General features: G+C 40.6%; 19 protein-coding genes and 1 tRNA gene. 12 read left to right on the top strand and 8 right to left on the bottom strand.

Features of this window, described 5'->3' with window-relative positions; genetic code table 11:
- Positions 1-94 precede the first annotated feature (94 nt).
- On the bottom strand, positions 95-835 hold the full coding sequence (locus tag NCWK1_RS10790) for an RNA methyltransferase (protein ID WP_103124719.1): 741 nt from the start codon (positions 833-835) through the stop codon (positions 95-97).
- A gap of 138 nt (positions 836-973) precedes the next feature.
- A complete protein-coding gene (locus NCWK1_RS10795) occupies positions 974-2,200 on the bottom strand; it encodes a PEP-CTERM sorting domain-containing protein (protein ID WP_103124764.1) in 1,227 nt (408 codons plus the stop codon).
- Between the two features lie 635 nt (positions 2,201-2,835).
- On the opposite strand from NCWK1_RS10795, the gene NCWK1_RS10800 reads away from it, so the two are divergent.
- Positions 2,836-3,279, top strand: a complete 444-nt coding sequence (locus tag NCWK1_RS10800) for a hypothetical protein (protein WP_096575492.1) — start codon at positions 2,836-2,838, stop codon at positions 3,277-3,279.
- 119 nt (positions 3,280-3,398) lie between these two features.
- On the opposite strand, the gene NCWK1_RS10805 is transcribed toward NCWK1_RS10800, so the two are convergent.
- Together NCWK1_RS10805 and NCWK1_RS10810 are read right to left on the bottom strand one after the other, a co-directional pair.
- Positions 3,399-3,728 carry a low molecular weight protein tyrosine phosphatase family protein gene (locus NCWK1_RS10805; protein ID WP_103124720.1) on the bottom strand — a complete coding sequence of 110 codons (330 nt, stop codon included), beginning with the start codon at positions 3,726-3,728 and terminating at the stop codon, positions 3,399-3,401.
- A 136-nt stretch (positions 3,729-3,864) separates the two neighbouring features.
- Positions 3,865-4,809: a hypothetical protein gene (locus NCWK1_RS10810; protein WP_103124721.1), complete on the bottom strand. Its 945-nt coding sequence runs from the start codon at positions 4,807-4,809 to the stop codon at positions 3,865-3,867.
- A gap of 296 nt (positions 4,810-5,105) precedes the next feature.
- Between NCWK1_RS10810 and NCWK1_RS10815 the strand changes: the two genes are divergently transcribed.
- The 4 genes from NCWK1_RS10815 to NCWK1_RS10830 all read left to right on the top strand — a co-directional run bounded on the left by NCWK1_RS10815 (position 5,106) and on the right by NCWK1_RS10830 (position 7,861).
- Positions 5,106-5,537, top strand: coding sequence for a DUF6006 family protein (locus NCWK1_RS10815; RefSeq protein ID WP_103124722.1), 432 nt, complete (start codon positions 5,106-5,108; stop codon positions 5,535-5,537).
- A gap of 171 nt (positions 5,538-5,708) precedes the next feature.
- Positions 5,709-6,215 carry a methylated-DNA--[protein]-cysteine S-methyltransferase gene (locus NCWK1_RS10820; protein WP_103124723.1) on the top strand — a complete coding sequence of 169 codons (507 nt, stop codon included), beginning with the start codon at positions 5,709-5,711 and terminating at the stop codon, positions 6,213-6,215.
- A 366-nt stretch (positions 6,216-6,581) separates the two neighbouring features.
- Positions 6,582-7,466: a TIGR02587 family membrane protein gene (locus tag NCWK1_RS10825; protein ID WP_103124724.1), complete on the top strand. Its 885-nt coding sequence runs from the start codon at positions 6,582-6,584 to the stop codon at positions 7,464-7,466.
- Positions 7,463-7,861, top strand: coding sequence for a TIGR02588 family protein (locus tag NCWK1_RS10830; RefSeq protein WP_103124725.1), 399 nt, complete (start codon positions 7,463-7,465; stop codon positions 7,859-7,861). Before NCWK1_RS10825 ends, NCWK1_RS10830 begins: the two co-directional genes overlap by 4 nt.
- Positions 7,862-8,011: 150 nt before the next feature.
- Here NCWK1_RS10830 and NCWK1_RS10835 read toward each other — a convergent pair whose 3' ends face one another.
- The gene (locus NCWK1_RS10835; RefSeq protein WP_103124726.1) at positions 8,012-8,869 is read right to left on the bottom strand and encodes an acyl-CoA desaturase; all 858 of its coding nucleotides are present in this window, start codon (positions 8,867-8,869) and stop codon (positions 8,012-8,014) included.
- 176 nt (positions 8,870-9,045) lie between these two features.
- Between NCWK1_RS10835 and NCWK1_RS10840 the strand changes: the two genes are divergently transcribed.
- The 4 genes from NCWK1_RS10840 to leuD all read left to right on the top strand — a co-directional run bounded on the left by NCWK1_RS10840 (position 9,046) and on the right by leuD (position 13,413).
- Positions 9,046-10,263: a TetR/AcrR family transcriptional regulator gene (locus NCWK1_RS10840; RefSeq protein WP_103124765.1), complete on the top strand. Its 1,218-nt coding sequence runs from the start codon at positions 9,046-9,048 to the stop codon at positions 10,261-10,263.
- Between the two features lie 196 nt (positions 10,264-10,459).
- Entirely contained in the window at positions 10,460-10,915 is a 456-nt protein-coding gene (locus NCWK1_RS10845; protein WP_103124727.1) for an NUDIX hydrolase, read from the top strand.
- 388 nt (positions 10,916-11,303) lie between these two features.
- Complete coding sequence (gene leuC / locus NCWK1_RS10850) at positions 11,304-12,707, top strand: 3-isopropylmalate dehydratase large subunit (RefSeq protein ID WP_096575514.1); 1,404 nt, start codon at positions 11,304-11,306, stop codon at positions 12,705-12,707.
- Between the two features lie 112 nt (positions 12,708-12,819).
- Positions 12,820-13,413 carry a 3-isopropylmalate dehydratase small subunit gene (gene leuD, locus NCWK1_RS10855; protein WP_103124728.1) on the top strand — a complete coding sequence of 198 codons (594 nt, stop codon included), beginning with the start codon at positions 12,820-12,822 and terminating at the stop codon, positions 13,411-13,413.
- A gap of 159 nt (positions 13,414-13,572) precedes the next feature.
- On the opposite strand, the gene NCWK1_RS10860 is transcribed toward leuD, so the two are convergent.
- The 3 genes from NCWK1_RS10860 to NCWK1_RS10870 all read right to left on the bottom strand — a co-directional run bounded on the left by NCWK1_RS10860 (position 13,573) and on the right by NCWK1_RS10870 (position 17,937).
- Entirely contained in the window at positions 13,573-15,675 is a 2,103-nt protein-coding gene (locus NCWK1_RS10860) for a hybrid sensor histidine kinase/response regulator (protein WP_103124729.1), read from the bottom strand.
- Positions 15,676-15,856: 181 nt separating this feature from the next.
- Positions 15,857-16,975 carry an ABC transporter permease gene (locus tag NCWK1_RS10865; RefSeq protein WP_096575523.1) on the bottom strand — a complete coding sequence of 373 codons (1,119 nt, stop codon included), beginning with the start codon at positions 16,973-16,975 and terminating at the stop codon, positions 15,857-15,859.
- A gap of 86 nt (positions 16,976-17,061) precedes the next feature.
- On the bottom strand, positions 17,062-17,937 hold the full coding sequence (locus NCWK1_RS10870; protein ID WP_103124730.1) for an Npun_R2479 family HD domain-containing metalloprotein: 876 nt from the start codon (positions 17,935-17,937) through the stop codon (positions 17,062-17,064).
- A 505-nt stretch (positions 17,938-18,442) separates the two neighbouring features.
- On the opposite strand from NCWK1_RS10870, the gene NCWK1_RS10875 reads away from it, so the two are divergent.
- From NCWK1_RS10875 to NCWK1_RS10885, 3 genes are all read left to right on the top strand, one after another.
- On the top strand, positions 18,443-19,891 hold the full coding sequence (locus NCWK1_RS10875; protein WP_103124731.1) for an efflux RND transporter periplasmic adaptor subunit: 1,449 nt from the start codon (positions 18,443-18,445) through the stop codon (positions 19,889-19,891).
- A 91-nt stretch (positions 19,892-19,982) separates the two neighbouring features.
- Positions 19,983-23,153, top strand: a complete 3,171-nt coding sequence (locus tag NCWK1_RS10880) for an efflux RND transporter permease subunit (RefSeq protein ID WP_103124732.1) — start codon at positions 19,983-19,985, stop codon at positions 23,151-23,153.
- Between the two features lie 50 nt (positions 23,154-23,203).
- Positions 23,204-23,275, top strand: a tRNA-Gly gene (locus NCWK1_RS10885).
- Positions 23,276-23,903 lie beyond the last annotated feature (628 nt).

Consider the following 23,903-nt stretch of genomic DNA (forward strand, 5'->3'; position numbering starts at 1 on the left):
TGATGCTGAAATCAACTTTTACTACTCAGTAGTGTGTTTAGTCTAAGCCATATTATCTATTTTGGGGGAGATTGCGTATATATTAATCGATACATCATAAGTTTTCATCATCATTACGATTATTTAGCGCCCATTCTACCTGGCGAAACACCCCACGCAACATCGCCACTTCATTAGTTGTGAGTCGGGCGCGATTATATAGCTGCCGAAATTTCTCCATCCGACTAGCTGCTGTATGGGGATAGATATAACCAATATTTAACAGTAGTGATTCTAATTGTTGGTAGTAGGCTTCCACAAGTTCAAAAGGCGCTAATTCTATCTCTTGGTTAGTTTGAGGTTGAGCGATTTCTACTTGTTGTCCCAGTTCGTAACAACAAATCCCGACGGCGGTTGCTAAATTTAAAGATGGATATATGTCACTGGTGGGAATACGAATAAATCGCTGGGCATAATTTAATTCTTCATTACTTAATCCGCGGTCTTCTCTGCCAAAAATTAGGGCAGAGGGTTTTTCTGGTTCTTCTAGTAACCACGGTAAGGCGTTGCGAGGGGTTTCTAGAGGTGTTTCCCAGTCACGTACACGCGCAGTAGTAGCGATCGCTCTAACACATCCTTGCAACGCCTCTGGTAAAGTTGCCACCACTACCGCAGATTCTAAAATATCCTTGGCATGGACTGCCATTTTCATGGCTTCTGGCGATCGCGGGTCACATTGGGGGTTAACTAATATCAGGTTATACAAACCGAAATTTTTCATCACACGAGCGATCGCACCCACATTAATTGGGCCAGCTGGTTCTACCAACACAATCCTGACCCCAGTTAATGCCATTTCTTATCTCTCCATATCTTTTACTTTGTGCATTTTACATAAATCGGCATTCCCACCCATAAAAAATTTAGGGATATAAGTAAAACCTTGTTCTCATACCCCAAACTTATTATTAGCGTTATTACCGAATCAATCTTTTTATTCTGTAACTTGAGAAGAACGCAACCGACGTTGACGACGCAAATAAGCTAAACCAACTCCTGCTAACAACGTACCTCCCATTGTGATTGGTTCTGGTACAGGTTCAGAAGTTCTGGGAGTTAGTAAGAAAGGACGTATGGCATTAGGTTCAATTGAATTGCGCTTGCGCCCATAGCCAACAATTTCACCTTTGTTATTAATGCCGACCAATACATCTAATTTCCAATCTACAGTAGGATCGAAAGAAATATCGAGGTTGCTTACGCCAGTCTCAGGACTCCATAAACAAAATTCCGTCCCTACTCCAGGACAATAACCTACTACTTGACCCAAGTCATTAATATCAGATGCCCTGATTGGGAGTGGGACTATACCAGCCTCTTGAGTCCACAAAAAGCTACTCCCTCCATTGCTACTACGAGAAAAGCCCAACACCTGACCTTGATTATTAATAGCAGAGGCCGTACTGTAATCTTCTCCTGGCAAAGTGCCAATTTCTTGTATCCCAGTCTCTGGACTCCAAAAAAAAGCACGATTATCATTAAAACTATTGTTTGAATCTCCTACTACTTGACCAGAATCATTGATGGCAGTTGCATAACTTCTTTCTCTACCAGGAAGAGTTCCAAGATCAATTCGTTCATTGCTACTATTCCACAGAACAGCATGATCTTTGCCATCAACGTCTATTAAATCTCCGAAATCGTTGTATATAGGCTCAGAAGAAAAATTTGAGTAACCTACCACTTGCCCAAGATTATTAATGCCATAGGCTGCATTACTCTGAAAGTAAAAGCTTCTTTCTAAAGGAGTAACACTACCGCTTTCGCTCCATACACCACTCCAGCTACCATAATCAGCACTCATTCTATATACTGATACCTGTCCTAAATTATTGATACCAGATGGGACAATTGCAATGGTATCTACCTGCCCAGAACTATCATTAATCCAAACTCTGCCGTTCTCACGACTCCACAGCCAGCCAGGCCGATAACGATTATTAACAAAAGTGTTTATGTACCCTACTATTTGACCAGCATCATTAATATCAGTAGGCCAGTCACTGTAAGGTAGATAATTGTTTTCTGGATTAATATCTATTAAGTCATACAAAATTGCTGCCATTGCAGAGGTACTTATTCCCAGTATCATCAACACTGCGCTACCACTGACAATCGCTAGATTTTTGATATTCGTTGTTAATTTTTGAATTTTCCACATATAATTTACTCCTTCTGAAATATCAATTTTTAATCACAAGTTTATAAATCTATCTTTTGGTAGTCGCGTTGCGTCATTTTTCCCAAAGGTTATATCAAACAAGAATTTTGCGCGAAGTTTTGCAAATGTTTGGATTATAAAATTCAGCGTTTTTCTTCTGATTAAAGTATTTAATTTTCACAAAAAGTCTATAAAAAGAACACAAAAAATTTATACTCTTCAATACACCCGTTTGTGTTCTTATAAAAAATATTTCTTTTTATAACAAATCATCTTAATTAATTAAGATTTACATCAAGTTTGATCAACTAAGCCAAAACATATTCAAATTCCATAATTATCTAAAAATTTAGTCATTAGTGTTGACAAATAACAAATTATAGGCTTCAGATAATCAAGCGATCGCCTATGATTTTGCTCAACGCAAGGTATAACTTTAAGTTTTGTTAAATTCGTTACCTTAAATACGCATCTTCAGAAACATGCAGTATAACTTAGCAGGGCGAAAAGCAAGTTAGACGCAAAAGTTAAATCATTATTTAAAACTCATAGCTTTCAGAAGTATTTTTGCTGTGACTGATTTGCTTTATCTGCCTATTGTCTGAGATTAAAATATATGTAGGAGACCCAAAAAAATGCAAAGTATTGTTAAAAGAACTATTATACTTTCCACCACAGCAGCGATCGCCGTTATATTTGCAGGTTGCGGTGAAAGCAAAGTAGCTCAATGTAATAAAATCATCAAAGTTGCCAATCAAGCAGTAACATTAAGTCAAGAATTGAGCAAAAATCCGCCAAAAGAAAAAGGTTCTAAAGCCTTAACTGAAGTTGCAGGCAAAATAGACACTTTGGCTAATGAAATGAAAGCATTAGAAATTAAAGATGAAAAACTGCAAGGCTTTCAGGGACGCTTTCTTAAGCTATATCAGGATACGAGTAAGGGTTTTCGTGATACCGCTACTGCTTTTGATAAAAAAAATCTCAAAGCAGCCAACGCTTCTTTAGCATCTTTAAAAAAGAGTAGTAGTGATGAAAGTGCAATAGTTAGTGAAATTAACACCTATTGCTCTGGTAAATAACATTTTTTGTCAGAAAAATGAGCAGCATATAGTGGTTATTTTAGAGTGTTCAGATAAATAGTTGAATATATTTTGTATCGCACACTGTAATTTAACCTGCTATATTGGGCTGTTCTTATTTAATAATTTCCTAATAAAGGCAGCACTTTTTTCTTTAAGATATCAATTAAAGCTGGTTCCATATATGAAAATTCATCTGGTATATCTAAACAAATAATTTTTTTATCTTTGAGAAAAGCTTGATAATTTTTTGTCAATTTGCGTTTATGAGATTGTTCCATCACAAAAATGATATCAGCCCATTCAATAGCTTCTGTGGAAACTGGAACTTCAGCGTAGTGGTCTAACCCTGCTGAGTCGGTTTCCAGTCCTTCATATTCAGCAAATACCGCCTCAGCAGTAGGACTCCTCAACTTATTTTTGCTACAGATAAATAACAGCTTTTTCATTAATTAATATCATCATATAGCAATCCTATTTAAGTTATAAAAACTATCAAACCGCCAAGAGTGCCAAGAAAAAAAGGAGGATTTCATAAATTATTTAGGACTGCTGTATTTACGGCGTTAACCTTAGTAATTGTTTTTAAGAACGAATTAACATTGGATCATAAATTTGGCATTCTTGAACACCATATTTGCTCAAAATTAAGCTAGATATATCAAGCTCATTATCTGTACCACTCACAATCAGAATGTAATTGCCTTGTTCAATTTGCTCATCGTAAAAACGTGTCCACTCATCTGCTATTCCTAGCCTCATTGCGTCAAAGCGATCGCTTAAAGTGATGTCTGTTGAACCAAACAATTGAGAAAAGTCTTTGCAAATTAAGGAAATCTGGCTGGCTGGAAAACCTGCCATACATATCTCATTAATCGCCGCTTCAGCATTCTCTATGTCATTAAAGTAACTAATTCCATACTTGGTCATAATCCCACTTTTATGAGGAAGAGTAGTATGAGAAGTTGTTGGAGCCAAATAATGTGTATTTTCCATCTCACTGCTGAGATGTTCATAAATACCAAACTCTTCAACACCCCAACGCTTGAGAATGGCTTCGACTTGAGCAATTTCTAGAAATGTACAATCGACAATGATTAAATAGTTTCCATTTGCTACGCGATCGTTATATGCTCTAGCTTGCTCCTCAGACATTCCCCAACCAACTAATGCACCAGCAAAAGTCCCAGTAGCAGCACCGAGACTCACTCCGGCAAGGGTTGTAACAAAAGCTGTAGCGGCCGCTCCCGCCAGCATGATTGGCCCAACTCCAGGTATTGCTAAAGTCCCAAGACCTACTAATAAGCCAGTCAAACCACCAACAGCGCCCCCTGAAAGTCCTCCTACTGTTGCACCTTCATCAGCCTTATCATGCGTATATTCTTTAATTTCAGGGTCATCTGCATTCTGTACAACTACAGATACTTGATCCATCGCTAAACCAATATTTCTCAATTCATAAAGTGCCTGTTCTATGTTTCGACGATCAGTAAATACGCCTACAGCACGTTGATTTCGGTTTAAAATCATGATGTCTCCTTGTTAGCAGGGAAGGTTAATTACCTGCAAATTTAGTATTTCAGTAGTTGTAATCTTAAATACAAGTTGGTTTAACTGAAAATTATCTTAAGTCATAAAATAAATTCAGCAGACTAATACCTTTGCTAAGGCGGAGAGGCAAGGTAGTTCATCAATCTTCATACTCGTCAATTGGCTAAGGTATTGATATTTATGTTTGATTTTGTAATTAGCTGCATAAATTAGGAATACCAATACATATAAGTGAATAGAAAGTACAGACTAGCCTTAAATACAGGTACAGCAAAATGAAAAACATCACAAAGTGGCTTTTGGGCTTGGCGATTGTTCCCGCAAGTTTGGTATTGATATCGAGTCATGCTAAAGCCAGCCAAATTGCTGGCGAGTGGTTCTTTGGGTTGTGGGATTGTAATATTGACGGTAGACCAGCCCGAATGCAATGGAAGGTAGTAGATGACCCACAAACTAGTTGTAGTGGAGATGTCTGCTCTACTACTTCAGGCGTACGTCTGGTTGGGCGATTTAGTGACAACGGCACTGCGTGGGTTCCTTTAGCAAAGCGTTTTTCCAACAGCCGAAAACAGGATTTGGGTATTCGTTATTTAGGTGCAGAGCAAGATAATTGGTATCTGAGATATAACAGTCGTACCAGGATTGCTGATGGTTGGACAACATGGCGAGGGAATCGCTACCCACTACAATGCCGCAATCGCAGATAAGTAAGCTGGTGTGGGTTCAAGTTGCACATTCTCTATTGAAGATGGTCATAAGTCATTGGTTTTTTCTCAAGACAAATGACTAACAACAAAGCGCAAAGTTTGAGCGCTGATTTCTGGTGTTCAAATTTTGCCAGGTATAAATATTTCTTCGATTTGAATACTCAATAAAATATGAAATTAGTAATTGACAAAATCAATTCCGCGATTGGCACAATTTTAATTGTCACGGATGGGGAAAAACTTTGCGCTCTGGACTTTGCTGATTATGAGCCAAGAATGCTGAAGCTGCTGAAGAAGCGTTATGTCAGTTTTGATTTTCAGTATCTCAAAAATCCCCAAGGTTTTAGTAATCAAATTCAAGCTTATTTTGATGGCGATCACACAAGTTTAAACAATATTCCCATCAGTACTGGTGGGACTGTGTTTCAACAGCAAGTGTGGCTTGCACTGCGAACCATTCCTTGGGGAAAAACTATTTCCTATACTGAGTTAGCCGTGCGAATTGGTAAGCCAAAGGCTTATCGCGCTGTTGGGATGGCAAATTCACTTAATCCCATCGCACTTGTACTTCCTTGTCATCGAGTTGTTGGCGCGAATGCTGCACTGACTGGTTATGCAGGAGGGTTAGAGCGTAAGCGTTGGTTGCTCAATCATGAAGATGGCGAACTAAGTAGGTAGGCAGGAAAATTTATAACTATGTCATTGCGAACGGAGCGAAGCGAAGTGAAGCAATCGCATGGGTTTTGAGCTTTTTATATTTTGTTACATAGTTAGGTTTATTTGTGCCTACCTACTTACCACAGAATTGAAAATTTAGAAGCCAGAATTCTGAAGAATAGGCTGTATATTCAGTCTTTATTCCTAAATTTACTTTAGGAATAGATTGTACATAAATAAAAAAAATTTTTTGTCTATCTATCTAAATAAGTAGTTAAATAATATATTTATAAAATAACCAACGATAGATGCGAAAAAATATTGATTCATGAGAAATATTACAACATATAAAAATCTGACAATAAAATAATCAGGTACATATTAGTAGTGGCTAAAAAACAAGATAAAAATAGTTGGAAACAAGAAATAAATGATATTGTACGTGGTATTTGTGGAGGTTTTCTATTTGGGATTCCCCTAATCTATACTATGGAAGTATGGTGGATTGGCTCACTAGTAAAACCAAAATTAATTGCTATAGCGATCGCCTTCATGTTTATTGTAGTTTTTTTACTCAATTATACAGATGGTTTTCGTAAACGCAGAAATACCTGGCGACTTGATGAAGCCGCAATAGATACTGTAGAAGCAATGGCAATTGGATTTGTTTGTTCTGCGTTTATGTTGTGGTTATTGCAAGAAATCACGCCAGAAACATCATTAAAAGAATCACTAGGAAAAGTTGTATATGAAGGTGTACCATTTACCCTAGGCGTGGCATTAGCTAACCAGTTTCTCCAATCAGGTAATCAAAATAATTCCACATCAGATAGTTATAAAGGTAATGGTAATAGCAAACCTCAGCAACATCATTTGCACGCCACATTAGCTGATTTAGGTGCCACGGTGATTGGTGCAATTGTGATTGCTTTTAATATTGCCCCAACTGATGAAGTTCCTATGTTAGCAGCAGCTATTTCGCCTCCCTGGCTGTGGGCATTAATGGCTGCATCTTTAGTAATTTCATATACTATTGTCTTTCAAGCAGGTTTTTCCGACCAGAAAAAACGGAGACAGCAAAAGGGAATTTTTCAGCGTCCATTAAGTGAAACTACCATATCGTATTTAGTATCTTTACTGGCAAGTGGAATAATGCTATTTTTTTTCCAAAAGTTAACTTTGTCAGACCCTTGGACGATGTGGTTAGAACATACTTTAGTATTGGGATTACCTGCAACTATTGGCGGTGCGGCAGGTAGGTTAGCAATATGATGGAAACAGAACCACAACCAGAACGTTCTCTAGCTGAGTGGATCACATTCGGGATTGCTTCATCTATTCTTGCAGTCGTTATTAGCTTAGTAGGATATATGTGGCTGAATGAAAAAAATCAGCCTCCCATTTTATCGCTAAGTCAAAAACCAGTAGTTAGAGAAATTGATGGGAAATTTTATGTTCCTTTTGAAATAGTTAATACTGGTGGTGAAACGGCTGAATCAGTGCAAATTATTGCTGAATTACAAATTGCTGATCAAGTAGTTGAAGCAGGAGAGCAACAAATTGATTTTTTATCTGATGGCGAAAAGGAAGAAGGAGCATTTATATTTAGTCAAAATCCTCGTCAAGGGAAATTAACTATGCGGGTTGCTAGTTATAAGTTGCCATAATCTAATTAAATAATTTTGAGGATGCGGTGACTCATGCCTCTGCCAAATCAGCAAGTACAAAAGCAATTGTCACCCGCAATATTAATGATTTTCGTCTGGCCACTATTCTTGTTATTCTGCCAGAAGTTTGCTTGACTACTATCAGTTAATTCATCTTTGACGTGCAATTTGTGATGGTGGTAAGATGACTTTTTTCGCTAAACCCAATGCTTTTAAAGCTTTAATACTCCACCAAGTGATATCAATTTCCCACCACTGGAAACCAGCTTTGGCTACGTGGGGAAAAGTATGATGGTTGTTGTGCCAACCTTCGCCATGAGTTAGCAGTGATACCCACCACAAGTTACGTGCTTCATCATTGGCATCAAAGGTACGATAACCCCAAATATGTGATGCAGAATTGACAAACCAAGTGGAGTGCCACAATAAGACTGCACGGACAAACATTCCGTAAACTACAAAAGGCCAACCGCCCAAAGCATACAGCAATATTCCCAAAGGAATTTGCAATAATAAAAAGTAGCGATCTAACCAGCGGTAATAAGGTTGTCTTTCCAGGTCAGGCGCATATTTTTTATAGATTTCATAATCAAAAAACTCAGAACGGGGATACATAATCCACAGTAGATGGCTCCACCAAAATCCCCGCTTGGCAGAGTAAGGATCTAAGTTGATATCTTCTGTATGGGCGTGGTGCTGGCGGTGTCCACCAATCCAAAAAATCGGCCCACCTTGAAGTGCTAAGGCTCCGATCAAGGCGATCGCATATTCTAACCACTTGGGTACTTGGAAACTCCGATGGCTTAAAAGTCGATGATATCCTAAACAAATGCCAATACTCCCAAACAGCCAATGGAGAAACACAAGCAATCCTAGCGCTGACCAAGAAAAAAACCAAGGAGCCAACAGAGCTAAGGCATGAATAGTAGCAAAAAATGCCACATTCACCCATCTGAGGCGAGGTGAATTTCCTGTCTCAGGAGCAACCGCCAGATATTTTGCAGTCATAAACATTTCCGTTGATGGATCATGAAGTGATTTGCTTGGGATGTGGGTAAACTTCCCCAATAAATTTTTCCATTCTGTAGACTAGTTCGTTACAGTGGACTTAAGCAAGTATCACTTACATTAGGCATCGTAACAACTATTGGTATTTTATGCAAGTGGCACTTGCATTATTTCTTATGGCATCTCAATCAATTTCAGCCCGTCAACGTCTTATTCAAGCGGCACTAGAATTATTTACTACTCAGGGAGTTAGTAGTACTACTACCCGTCAAATCGCCGAAAAAGCTGGAGTCAATGAAGTGACGCTGTTTCGCCATTTCGGAAATAAACATGGGTTACTTTTAGCGGTGTTAGAAGAATCAGCAGCTTTTAAGGATTTGGGAGAATCCTTAGTTAGGCGGGCTACTCCTCCTGGCAACGTTTATCAAGCCCTGAAAGATTATGCAAGTGACAGCTTACATACATTAGAACGAGTCCCGGAGTTTGTGAGGTCTGTAGTGGGTGAAGCAGACCAATTTCCCGCCGAAAATCGCCGAGCATTGGGAAGAGGATTAACCGAAGCTAACCGCTATGTAGCGCAGTATTTAGCAACCCTCATCCAACAGGGAGATATTAACACCTATCTACCAGCAGAAAAATTAGCCAGTTTACTCAATGGCATGATTTTGGGCTATGCGGTGATTGAATTTACCAGCGAATTTCATGAACTGTGGGAAGATCGAGATGACTTTTTAGAGAACCTAGTGGAGTTGTTTTTACATGGAGCAATGTCCGCTGCTCCCCAATTAGCAAGAGAAGCTATCATTACCCAAGAAGTAGATGATTTACCTGCGATTTTAGTGCATAAAATTTTGCAAAATTCTAGGAAGTCAGGAATACAAGACTATGCTTTAGCATACCTGTTATTTGGTGCCGGCTTATCCGTTCCAGAAATAGTTGGATTACAGCGATCGCACCAAATATCCGATCCCCAAGGGTTAATTTTGCAAATCACCACCCCCGGATTACCCCGCCAAGTCCCGGCAAATCAGTGGATTTTGGGCAAACACTACGGATCTTACAACAACAATCCTTTAGTTAAATGGCTCAAAAGTCGTAAAGATCATCATCCTGCTATGTTTGTGGACAATGTAGGTAATCCTATTTCGGACTCAGAATTGCTGCAACGTTGGGAAGTTTGGACTCAGGGACTGCTAACACCCCAAGGTAAACCACCAGAAATTGTTCAAGCACAACAAACCTGGCGTGTAGAAATGTTAATGCGAGGTATGAGTTTGGAAGAATTGAGTATTTTGACAGGTGGCGATCGCGCTCAATTACAGCCTTATGCTCGCCGCGCCAAAGAAAAATCTGCTCTAGAGGCTGCTATTCGTTTAGATCATAAGCCAGCTTAACTTAATAAGGCAAAAGTAAAAACTTAAAAGGCAAAAGGAATAAAAATGGCTTTTAAATACCTATATTTATCAAAATTTACTTTTTACTTTTCAAAGCTTTCTGCCTTATAGTAGATGCCTAATAGCTTTATAAAATTGAGACTTAGCTAAAATAACTTTTTGCTTTGTTTTATGATGACACTCATCCAAAAAGTTCATGAATCAGAAAATCAGCAAAATCTTCAAGCAGTCGGGAGTCATTCCTTATAGAGTGCAGAACGACAACATCGAAATCTTACTGATTACAACCCGCGATTGCAATAACTGGGTAATTCCTAAAGGCGGAATTGCCAAAGGGATGAGTCCACCTGCTTCTGCTGCTAAAGAAGCATGGGAAGAAGCAGGTATCATTGGGCAAGTAGATGTCAATCCAGTAGGTAGTTATAGATATCGCAAACGCGGCAAAATCTACCAAGTGCAGATGTATTTATTATTAGTTGAAGTGTTAACTGAAGATTATCCCGAAGCCGGACAAAGACAACGAGAATGGTTAGATGTAAATATTGCCATTCAAATGGTTAAGCAAAATTCACTCAAAAAGATTTTGCATGAATTTCTCCAGTTAAAATCAAACTCTTGCTTACCATTTGTAAATATACAAAGTTCTCTATAAAGGCCAGAGAAATCGCCAAAATCTAGAAAATGATTTTTTAACGGTAACAGCCCTAGACTTATCTGTAAAATCAATCGAAAATCTTAAATTGATCTATAGGATCATTCCCAAATCCAAAATCTGTCTTGAAAAGTTTGCTCAATGGGGGGGAATCTCCCGAACTTTGCTCAACGTGGGTTCCCCGCGCACGCAAGTTCTCTACCGCACGCAACGCCAGTTGCTTCTCCTAATCGGAGACGCTACGCGTAGCTTGCTTCCCCGTAGGGGTACAAGCCGGGGAACCCGTCCAACGCACTGGCTCAACTTTTCGCAAAATCTAAAATCCAAAATTGTCGGGCGCTTTTTTTGATACCATAAAAGTCCTGACTCGTTAAATAACGATTGACCTATGAGCAAAGGCACCCTGTTTGATAAAGTTTGGGACTTACACACCGTTGGTACACTTCCTTCAGGGCTGACACAGCTATTTATCGGCCTGCATCTAATTCATGAAGTTACCAGTCCTCAAGCCTTTGCGATGTTGCGCGAACGAGGTCTCAAGGTACTGTTTCCCCATCGAACCGTAGCTACAGTAGATCACATTGTTCCCACAGATAATCAGGCGCGTCCTTTTGCCGATAGTGTGGCAGAAGCAATGATTCAAGCCCTGGAACAGAACTGTCAAGAAAATAACTTAACTTTTTATAATATTGGTTCTGGCAATCAAGGTATAGTCCATGTCATCGCCCCAGAAATAGGATTAACCCAGCCAGGAATGACGATCGCTTGTGGTGATAGCCACACATCGAGTCATGGTGCATTCGGTGCGATCGCCTTTGGGATTGGTACCAGTCAAGTCCGCGACGTTCTCGCCTCCCAAACCCTCGCCCTCGCTAAACTCAAAGTCCGCAAAATTGAAGTTAACGGCACTCTTAACCCTGGTGTTTATGCCAAAGATGTGATTCTGCATGTTATTCGCACCCTCGGCGTGAAAGGTGGTGTCGGTTACGCCTACGAATTTGCTGGGACTACTTTTGAACAGATGAACATGGAAGAACGCATGACAGTCTGTAATATGGCGATCGAAGGTGGTGCCAGATGCGGTTACGTCAATCCTGATCAAGTTACCTACGATTACCTCAAAGATAGAGACTTTGCCCCCAAAGGTGCAGATTGGGATCAAGCAGTAACTTGGTGGGAATCGATTAAGAGTGATGCTAATGCAGAATATGATGATGTAATTGTATTCAATGCAGCCGAGATTCCCCCTACTGTCACCTGGGGAATTACCCCCGGTCAAGGTATTGGTATTCATCAGTTCATCCCCAAGCCCGAAGAACTGGCGGAAGAAGACCGCTTTGTTGCCGAAGAAGCTTATCGCTACATGGATTTGTTACCTGGTCAACCTATTAAAGGTACAAAAATTGATGTCTGCTTTATTGGTAGCTGCACCAATGGTAGAATCAGCGACCTCAGAGAAGCCGCGAAAATTGCCCAAGGTCGCCGCGTTGCTGAAGGAGTCAAGGCCTTTGTTGTTCCAGGTTCCGAAAGAGTCAAACAAGCCGCCGAAGCCGAAGGATTAGACAAAATTTTTGAAGCAGCGGGTTTTGAATGGCGTGAACCAGGATGTTCTATGTGTTTAGCCATGAACCCCGACAAACTCCAAGGTAGACAAATTAGTGCTTCTTCCTCTAACCGCAACTTTAAAGGAAGACAAGGTTCATCCTCTGGTCGCACGTTACTGATGAGTCCGGCTATGGTAGCGACTGCGGCCATTAAAGGCGAAGTTTCTGATGTCCGTGACTTGCTGTAGGAAAAGGCAGGAGGTAAAGCTTATACTCCGCGTAACTTCGCGTTTACCTCCGCGCCCCTCTGCGTTTGTAAACCACATCTTTTTTATCTCGCGCGAAGGCGCAAAGAAAATTATGGTAAGTGAAGTTAAACAAGTATCTGGGCAAGCTATACCTTTAGTTGGTGATGACATTGATACAGACAGGATTATTCCTGCTCGTTTTTTAAAGGCTATTACTTTCGACGGTTTGGGCGAAAATGCCTTTATTGACGATCGCACAGCTTTAAAAGGTGAACATCCTTTTGATCAATCCCAATATCAGGATGCCAGTGTGTTAATTGTTAACCGTAACTTTGGCTGCGGTTCATCACGAGAACACGCACCGCAAGCGATCGCAAAATGGGGTATTAAAGCTTTAATTGGTGAAAGCTTTGCGGAAATCTTCTTGGGTAACTGCGTGGCTATTGGTGTACCTTGTGTCACTGCTGAGGCGGCGACTGTAAAAAAACTCCAAGAACTAGTAACAGCTAATCCCCAAGCAACAGTAACGGTAAATTTAGAAACCTTACAAGTGCAACTGGGTGACTTTACAGCACCAGTTTTCATGGGTGAAGGTTCCAGAAATATGTTTGTTTCTGGTAGTTGGGATGCTTGTGGTCAGTTAGTCGCTAATGCAGAAAAAATTCGCGCTACGGCTGGTAAACTGCCTTATGTCGCTTGGGGTTAATTTTTGGGTGTGATAGCGATCGCCCATAATTTATTTTTCTTTACATCAGCGGTAGCGCTTAGACAAGACTAAGGCAACGTTAACGTGGATCGATGGCAGGTTTGCTGTCAAATAAACGTTTATGTTTACTTTTAATATACAAGCTGGGTTCATTTAGGGCTAAGTAATTGCTACAGACGGTGGTAGTTTTAAAACGCTGGTAACTACGTTAATTAAATTCTCAGGGTCAATCGGTTTAGTTAAGTAATGTTGAAATCCGGCTGCGAGAATTTTTAAGCGGTCTTCTTCGCGGGAAAATGCAGTTAAAGCGATCGCGGGAATGCTACCACCATTTTCCGGTGCTAAAGCGCGGATTGTTTGGATTAAATTATAACTATCTTGACCTGATATACTGATGTCGCTAACCAGAATATCAGGTTTTGTTTGCTCGATGATTGCCAATGCTGTATCAACTGATGCCACGGCTGTAGCATTTGCACCATACTCTTCAAACATAAATGCTAAAAAATTTCGGCTATCGGTTTCATCATCTACAACCAATACTTTCAATCCAGCTAAAGGTGTAGTAGCAGCTGTACAAGAAGGAGAATTTTCGGCTTTACCATCAAGACTGTTGCTTGGCATTAATGGGAGTCTCAAGGTAAAAGTTGCGCCCTGACCTTTACCTGGGCTGTCTGCGAGAATTATCCCGTTGTGCAGTTCTACCAAATGTCGGACAATTGCTAGTCCTAAGCCTAACCCATTGTGCGATCGCGTGGTGGTACTGTCTGCCTGGCGAAATCTTTCAAATACTTTGGGTAAAAAATCTGGTTCGATACCAATACCTGTATCAATTACTTGAATTTGAGCATAGGAAGAGGTAAAAAATCGTATGGGAGACAAGCCAGAGGAAATGACAATTTCCTCTGATGGGAATTCTCCACCAGGCTCCTGATGTCTGTGCTGCATCAATTCTAGATGGACTGTAACATTACCATCTTTAGGTGTAAACTTAATTGCATTAGTTAAAAGATTCCAGACTACTTGCTGCAACCGTACTGGATCACCGCAAACTGAACCAATAGAAGAATCGAGAATTGTGTTGATTTGAATATGTTTAGCTTCTGCTAAGGGACGCACCGCTTCTAGGGCTGCTTCCATCACAGCACTTAAGTTCACCGCACATAAATTCAGTTTTAGCTGACCGCGAATAATCCGCGATACATCTAAAATATCTTCAATTAATTGCACCTGAGATGTAGCATTGCGTTCAATTGCTTCTAAAGCCTTAGCTGTCGCTTTGTCATCCAGTTTTTTAGAACGCAGAATTTTTGACCAGCCTAGCATCGAAGTCAAAGGTGTGCGGAGTTCATGAGACAGCACCGCCAGAAACTCATCCTTCATCCGATTTGCGGCTTCTGCTTCTTGTCTGGCTGTTTGTTCTCGAATGATTTGAGTGCGAACTTCTTCAGCTTGCTTGCGTTCGGTGATATCTTCAAGAGTTCCGACATAGCCAAGTAATTTCCCTTGAGCCGAAACCATACGTGATGAACGCACCTGTACCCAGCGGTGTCCACCATTAGCTGTGAGAAATTGAAAATCTTCCGAATAGTTTTGGCTACCTATATCAAGATATTTATTCCAACTAGCGATCGCGCGTTCTTGGTCATCTGGATGGACAAATTCTAGCCATTGTTTTTCTAAACTTTCTACTGTATTTAAACCACAAATTGCCTGATAGTGAGGATTAGTATATCTACATTTGCCCTCTGTATCCATTTCAAAAATCCCTACAGGAGAACAAGTGCTAAGGGAGCGAAATCGCTCTTCACTTTGCCGTAGTTCTGCATTAACAGCTGCTAGTTGAGTTGCTTGTTCTTTAATGGCTTGAGTTTTTTTAAATAGCTCAACAAAGACTGTAACTTTCGATATTAATATGTTCGTATCTATGGGTTTAAGCAAATAATCAACAGCGCCCAGAGCATAGCCTTTAAATAGCATTTGATCACTAGTGCTAAAGGCTGTCAGAAAAATAATTGGAGTTTGTAGCGATCGCTCTCGACTACGAATCAGGTTGGCAGTTTCAAAGCCATCCATTCCTGGCATTTGCACATCCAGCAAAATTACCGCAAAATCTTGATGCAGCAGACACCGCAAAGCTTCGGCTCCAGAAGTGGCTTTTACTAACTTTTCTCCCAGTCTTTCTAAAATTGCTTCTAATGCCAACAAATTTTCTAGTTTGTCATCTACCAAAAGGATGTTGACTTGCGGTTCAGGCTGCATGATTTTATCGCACTGTAGTTCTTTTCTGTTCTAGGTTTCAATCTCTTTAAAGGGGATTGCTTGAATTATTATGACACGACAAAGTTTCTGTCATTTGTCAACGGTCAATAGTCAAAAGCCTGAAGCATGAAATTTCATACTTCAGACTTGACACTTTATACTTCAGACTTCACACTTCCCTTTATCTTTGTAAACTGCGGGGATCGAGAGCATCTCTTAAGCCATCACCTAGTAAATTAAATGCTAATACTGTCAAAATAATTAGTACTGCTGGCGGCCAGATTAACCAAGGTTGTAATACCAAAATTGAAGCATTACTGGCTAGGGTAAGCATATTACCCCAAGAAGGATCTGGCTGTTGAATTCCTAACCCAATCAAACTTAAAACGGCTTCAGCACTAATAAAACTAGGAACTGATAAGGTTGCAGAAATAATTACATAAGTAGCAGTTTGCGGCAGAACATGACGAACAATAATGTAAAGCGGATTTCCACCCATTGCGCGTGCAGCTTGAACAAATTCCCGTTCTTTAATAGAAAGTACTTGTCCTCGAATTACCCTAGCTAAACCAGCCCAACTAATCACAGAAGTAATAATAACAATTAATAAAAAGCGCTGGGTACTACTTAAGCCAGGTGGTAAAACTGCACCTAATGTCACCAACAGATAAATACTGGGGAAAGTCATCAGAACTTCTGCAAAACGCATGATGACACTATCGAGCCAACCACCAAAATAACCCGAAATCCCACCCAGCAGTAGACCAAGAGGGAAAGTAAAAACTACACCGATAATCCCAATAAACAAACTAATGCGGCCGCCATGTAGCAATCGACTGAATTGATCACGTCCTTGATCATCAGTGCCAAAAATGTTTAATCTTACGCCATTATCTGCACCAAATAAATGCCAATTTAAGGGAATTCCCGGAAAAATGGTGACTTCATCCCATTTCGGTGGTAGTGGTAAACTCAGCTGTAATAGATGGTATTCCGGCCCAGATACAAATAAACGTAAAGGAGAGGGCTTAGTAAAATCTACAATTAATTGGCGATCGCCTGTATTTATATCAGTATTACCTTGAGTTGTGGGGTAAATATGCGGGCCGATAAATTTCTTGGAAGACTGGGAAACCCAATAAATTTTTGTTGGTGGTAGCAGTGAACCATTTGGCTGTGAAATATATGGGTCGTAAGGAGCAACGAAATCTGCTGCAATCACCGCTACATAGAAAATTAACAGCAAAATTGCTCCAAATCGCGCCAAAGGATTTTTCTTAAGTCTTTGCCACCAATTCATAGTTTATTTGTCCTTTGTTCTTTGTCATTGGTCATTTGTTGTTTAAGTGTACTAATGACTAATGACTAATGACCAATGACTACAATCTAAGCATGTAACTGCTCAATCATGTACAGATGTTCTTCTTGACTTTTTTCGTGTTCCACAACAAATACATTCGAGTAGAGATTCGCCATCACTTGTTTGCCTTGTTGGGTGAGCGATAAGTAGCGCAGACTATCCTTAATATAAGGATGAACACCATTCCAGTAAAATTTGGCGTAATTTTTGCGTAAATCGGCTGGGGTTTCATAGCCTAAGACTTTATTCATCCCAGTTTCTTCAAATTCGTAGAATAAAGAGGTAATTTTTTTCAAATAACGGGGGTCACTTAATTGTCCAATTAAATCAGCCGCCCGTACTAAGCCAGCAAAGTTAACAGTATCTTGATGATCTTCTGCTTTGGGTACGGGAAAGCGAGTCCATTCAATATTACTTTTAATGACTTCACCATCTATGAGCTTGTGACCACCGAAACGCTCATCAATAAACAGCTTGGCTCGATCAACATGATAAGGTGTCAGACTGGCATCAGAAGCACCAGGATGCAGGGAAATCATTCTGCCATTTTTACCTGTAGCATATAAGCCTGATGCTTCTTGGTCTTGGCGGCAAACTCCTTTGACATAACCAATATCATGACAGACCAAGGAGATAATAAAGTGCAACCAATCTTCACTAGAAACACCACCTTCACGGATGTGTTTGCCACGGAGAATTTCTTGCCCTACTAAGGTAACTAAAATAGAGTGTTCGACATTATGGTACAAGGCATCGCTATTGGCAATATTTTCCAACGCCATACTTCCAGCCCAGGCTATGATGTCTTGATAATCATTTTTTAGGCAGCCGTATGTGCGACTGTAGCCTTCTCGAATTTGCTTGACAAAAGCATCAATTAAAATTTCAGTGGCGTTGAACATATTTGGTTGCTCAGTTCAGATAAAAATATCTCTTGTTTGTTATTAAGAATGCCAACATCAAGGCTTGAGTAAGTGTTTGCAGGTATTTTTATCCTTTTTAACTTAAATAAGGGTGTGAATGCTACTCGCCTTGAAATCTTGATCACATGATAGGCTATGGTTTCTTAGTTCACTGCCAACAGATGTAATTTGGCGTATCCTACGTTCATCAGTTTTCCATATTTATACTCACAATGAAGTGATCTGCATACAAAGGATGTGTGACACTAACAAGAGTTATTGAGTGAGAAAAATCTCCTGTCATATTGATGAACAATATTTACGTATAATCACTTATTTTTATTTTTATTTCTAATAAAAAACATGACTTGTGTCATGGTTATCATATTGGGGATTATTACAGTCAAATTTTGAGATGTAAGTCAGATTTAATATATGGTAATTAGTCTCAAACTTTCTTAAAAATAACCAGCAGTTGTGTGTTTCCAGAGTGGAGGTGCGTCTCGTGAGTGACGAAAGTATGCCAGAACTAAGGCGAGAAGAAAATGTAGCGGATGAACAGAAGGCAAAGCAGCAAACCCGCCCGTGGCTAACACCGATGTTTGTTGGTATTGGCTTGGGTCTAGCGATCGCCCTAGGCGGTCTAGGGGTGTTAACTCAATTGCCACCACGTCAACAAAAAGCTGTGGCAGATAAAGTCCCGCCTCCAGCTAATCCAGTAATGACGGTGACTGTCGCCCCAGTAGAAGCTACGCGTGTTTCTCGCACATTCAATACTACAGGCACAATTGCCGCCCGCGATTTAATTCCGGTGCTACCCCAAGCCAATGGTTTGCAAGTCAAAATCATTCCTGAAGATATTAAAGAAGGTACTTATGTCAAAAAAGGTCAAGTTCTGGCAATTTTAGATGATTCTATGCTGCAAGCTCAAATGAGTGGAGCCAGAGCCGAGATAGAATCTAAACAAGCTGATGTCGGTTCCAGACAGGCAAGTATGGTTTCCCAGGAAGCCACTGTAGAATCTTATCAGGCAATAGTGCGGCAAAAAAAAGCAGATTTAGCACAAGCCAAGGCTAAGTTAGAAGAAGCCCAAAAGAATTATCTGCGTTATCGCAAATTGGCAATTGCTGGGGCAATTAGTCTGCAAGAACTTGATACTCGCGCCTACACAGTTAAAACAGCCGTCGAAGTTGTACGAGTTGCCGAAGAAAACATTCGTGGCGCTCAAGCTAATGTTCTCAGCGCCCAAGCTAATACAGGCAGTGCCGAAGCAAATATTTATAAAGCTAAGGCAGATGTGCGTAGCAGCGTAGCTAAAGCAATACAATTACAAACACAGTTAAAACAAACTGTAGTTCGCGCCCCAATTTCGGGAATTGTGGCGGAGAAATTAGCCAGAATTGGTGATGTGACAGGTATACCACCACAAACCCAAGTTGGCACTGTGATTGGGGGAACACAAAAACTATTTTCGATTATTCGGGATGGCAGATTAGAACTTCAGGCAGATGTTCCAGAAATTCAATTACCACAAGTAGAAATTGGTGCGGCTGTGCAAATTTCCTCAGATATTGATAGTCGCGTGCAGTTGCAAGGCAGAGTGAGAGAAATACAACCGCTAGTGAACGATAAACGACGAGAAGCAACTGTCAAAATTGACTTACCATTAACCAATTTACTCAGACCAGGGATGTTTGCCCGCGCGGCGATTACGACAAATAGCGCGATCGCAATGGTAGTCCCCCAAAAAGCAGTGCAACCCCAAGCTGATGGTAGTGCAATGATATTCACCCTCTCCGGTGATGATCTAGTTCGTAGTCAGAAAATTGAGGTCGGAGAACCAATCAATAGCGAACTCGTAGAAATTAAAAATGGTTTGCAATTAGGCGATCGCGTCATCATTGATGGTGCAGGTTATCTCAAAGATGGCGATCGGGTGAGAGTTAGTCAATAGTCATTTGTCCAGGAGGCAGGAGGCAGGAGGATGAAATTTCATAGTTCATACTTCATAGTTCACACTTCATAGTTCACACTTCATACTTCAGATGTCTTTTAATATCTCGGCTTGGTCAATCAAAAAACCAGTTCCCACAATAGTTTTATTTTTAATTTTGACAGTGGTTGGTTGGTTATCTTTCATATCTTTGGGAATTGACACCAACCCTAACATTGATGTGCCGGCGGTTTCTGTGACTGTTACCCAACCGGGTGCAGGGCCGGCAGAACTGGAATCGCAAGTGACGAAAAAAATTGAAGATGCTGTCGCTGGGTTGGGCAACATCGATAATATGATTTCTACGGTAAGTGATGGCAAATCTGCCACCACGATAAATTTTATTTTAGGCACAAATAGCGATCGCGCCACCAATGATGTGAGAAATGCGATCGCTCAAATCCGCCAAAATCTTCCCCAAGATGTTAACGACCCGATTGTCCAACGCTTAGAATTCGCTGGTGGGCCAATTATTTTTTATGCCGTCAAATCAGATCAGCGTTCTGTAGAAGAACTCAGCAACATCGTAGACCAAACTATTAGCCGCGCTTTATTAGCTGTTAAAGGTGTGGCACAAGTTAAACGCATCGGTGGCGTTGACCGCGAAATCCGCATTAACCTCGACCCTGGCCGCTTACAATCTTTAGGTATCACCGCCACCCAGGTCAACGACCAAATTCGGGCTTTAAATATCAATTTACCCGGTGGACGCGCCGAAGTTGGCGGTAGTGAACAAACAATTCGTACCCTTGGTAGTGCAGCTAGTGTGAATTTGCTGCAAACTTATGAAATTCTCCTGCCTAGTGGGGGTTCCGTGCCTTTATCTAGTTTGGGGAGTGTAGAAGATAAATATGCGGATGTGCGACAAACTGCCCGTTTAGATAACCAACCTGTGGTAGCTTTTCAAGTATTGCGGAGTACTGGCAGTGTGGTTGTGAGTGTAGAACAAGGGGTGAAAGCCGCAATTGCCGAACTACAAAAAACTTTGCCCCCAGATGTCAAAGTAGATTTAATTTTTACCAGAGCCGATATTATTCGCCAGTCTTATCAAAGCACCATTGATGAGTTGATTCAAGCCTCGGTGTTGGCAGTGATTGTGATTTTAATCTTTTTGCGAGACTGGCGAGCGACTTTAATCACTGCCGTTGCCCTACCTTTATCAATGATTCCGACTTTTGCAGTGCAGCAAGCGTTGGGATATACCCTCAATAATATGACTTTGTTGGCTTTAGCTTTGGCTGTAGGCAATTTAGTAGATGATGCCGTGGTCGAAATTGAAAATATGGAACGGCATATAGCGATGGGGAAATCGCCTTGGGAAGCAGCTTTTGACTCTTCTGATGAAGTGGGATTAGCTGTGATGGCAAGTTCGGCAACGATTATTGCAGTGTTTTTGCCTGTGGCGTTTATGGGTGGTGTTCCTGGACAGTTTTTCCAACCCTTTGGTCTAACTGTTGCCGTGTCGACAATTTTTTCCACAATGGTAGCGCGGATGATTACGCCGATGATGGGGGCGTATCTATTAAAAGAGAAGGCACATACCCAACCTAGTGCCACCCACGCCAAACACAGATTAAGTCAAATCTTTTATCGTCAAACAACAAATCAACCAACAAAAAATCAGTTTCAGCCTTATAAATCTTTATTACAAACGGCATTACGCCATAGATTAACTACAATTGCGATCGCTATTGCGTTTTTCATCGCTAGTCTGATGTTAGTTCCCTTGATTCCCAAGGGTTTTGTCGATGATAGTGATGTGGGGATTTCTAACGTGACGATTGAAGTTCCCCCTGGTTCTACTTTGGCTGATGTGAATAAAGTAGTCACCCAAACAACAGATATTATTAAACAAAATCCAATTGTAGAAAAGGTTTTAGCCACAGAAGAAATCAATTCAGCTACCTTGTCAATTCAGCTAAAGCCCAAGGAAGAACGCCATATTTCGCAAAAACAGTTTGAAGAACAAATCCGCCCATTATTTCAAGAAATACCAGGGGCGAGAATTAGTTTTCAAAGTCAAGGGCCGGGAGATAGTCGCAAAGGTTTATCTATTGTGTTGCGGAGTGAAAATCCCCAAGCGTTAAATCAAGCTGCGGATGACTTAGAAAAACAAATGCGTAACTTACCTGGATTAGTGGAAGTCTCTTCGACTGCCAGTTTAGTTAAACCAGAGATTTTAGTTATGCCTAATCCCCAACGCGCCGCCGATTTGGGTGTTACTGTACAAGCGATCGCCAGAACTGCATCTTTAGCTACTATTGGTGATAATGATGCTAACTTGGCTAAGTTTAACTTGAGCGATCGGCAAATCCCCATCCGTGTGCAAATCGACCCCACAGCCCGCGCAGACATCAATACTATTAAAAATCTCCAAATTCCCAGCCAAAACGGTAGTTTAATTCCTCTCGTCGCTGTGGCAGATATCCGCTTTGGTAGTGGCCCCGCCACCATCAACCGCTACGACCGCGCCCGTCAAGTGGCTGTAGAAGCTAACTTACAAGGTATTTCTTTAGGAGAAGCCGTCAAAGCAGTTAGTCAATTACCTGCGATGCAAAACCTACCACCAGGAGTTGTCCAGCAACCTTCTGGTAGTGCCAAAATTATGCAAGAAATTTTTGGTCGCTTCGGCGGTGCATTAGCCCTCGCCGTGATGTGCATCTATGCAATTTTGGTGCTGCTATATAACAACTTCCTGCATCCTTTATCAATTATGGCTGCATTACCGTTTTGTTTAGGCGGTGCATTAGTAGCATTAATGGTTGCTCAAAAACCCTTGGGAATTTACGCCTTGATTGGTATCGTTTTACTTTTAGGAATTGTTACCAAAAACTCGATTCTTTTAGTAGATTACACAATCATCAATATGCAGGAAGGCAAGAAGCAACGCCAAGCCTTGATAGAAGCTGGAGTTTCTCGCTTGCGTCCTATTATGATGACTTCCTTAGCCACAATTGCTGGGACGCTTCCGTTAGCATTGGGTATTGGTGCAGGTTCGGAAGTGCGTCAGCCAATGGGAATTGCGATTATGGGCGGCTTTACAACCTCTACATTGCTGACTTTGGTAGTAGTGCCAGTCATATTTAGCTACATTGACAACTTCCAGAACTGGATTTTGAACACACTGCGTTATGGTTTTGGCAAAAAACCACCTGTGGAAGAAAGAGAAGTTAGGGGGGGGCGATCGCAAAACAGCACATCTGTATCCGAAATCCAGAACTAATCAATGTGGTATAATATCTGTTAGCTTATTTAAAGCTAACAGTAACTTTTGCGGGTGTAATTCAGTGGTAGAATGTCACCTTCCCAAGGTGAACGTCGTGGGTTCGAGTCCCATCGCCCGCTTTTGTTGTTGTACATTCGCACATTATATGTCGTTTTTCGCAAATTAGTGTCGTTTTTTGCAAATTAATGTCGCTTACAGTATTTTTTAGAGTCAATTCAATTATACCGATTTTTCGCAAATTAATGTCGTACTAGATTGCAGTTGAATAGACACATTAACTTCTATATTAAACCCATTAGTATTTTGCTAAACTAAGTTTTAATGTGCATACTTCTTAATCTGTACTGCCTGATTAATTAAATATATGTAGAGCGGCAAATTAGTTATTAATAACCGTAAAATGACAAATCATTTGCTATAACATTTCTACAGATGATTTTATAATTGAAGCCGCTTTAATGTAACTCTACCTTTTTATAAAATATCTCAACGTTCCATTAGTCAGCATGACTTTTAACACTTGAGTATTGGGAAGGTGACATTCCTTTCAACCCTCTTAACCAAATTTTAGACGGGATAGTTGTTGAGCATCAACAGTAATTGCTAATTGAAATAGATGCGAATACTTTTAACCTACCCCTAGCCGGGATGGTTGTTGAAACCCAGTCGTAGTTTATCCAAAAAGCATCTTCATTAACCTTTCAACCCACCCCTAGCCGCAGGGCTGTTTCATTCCACAAGACGAAG

Source organism: Nostoc cycadae WK-1 (assembly GCF_002897135.1).
GTDB lineage: Bacteria > Cyanobacteriota > Cyanobacteriia > Cyanobacteriales > Nostocaceae > Nostoc_B.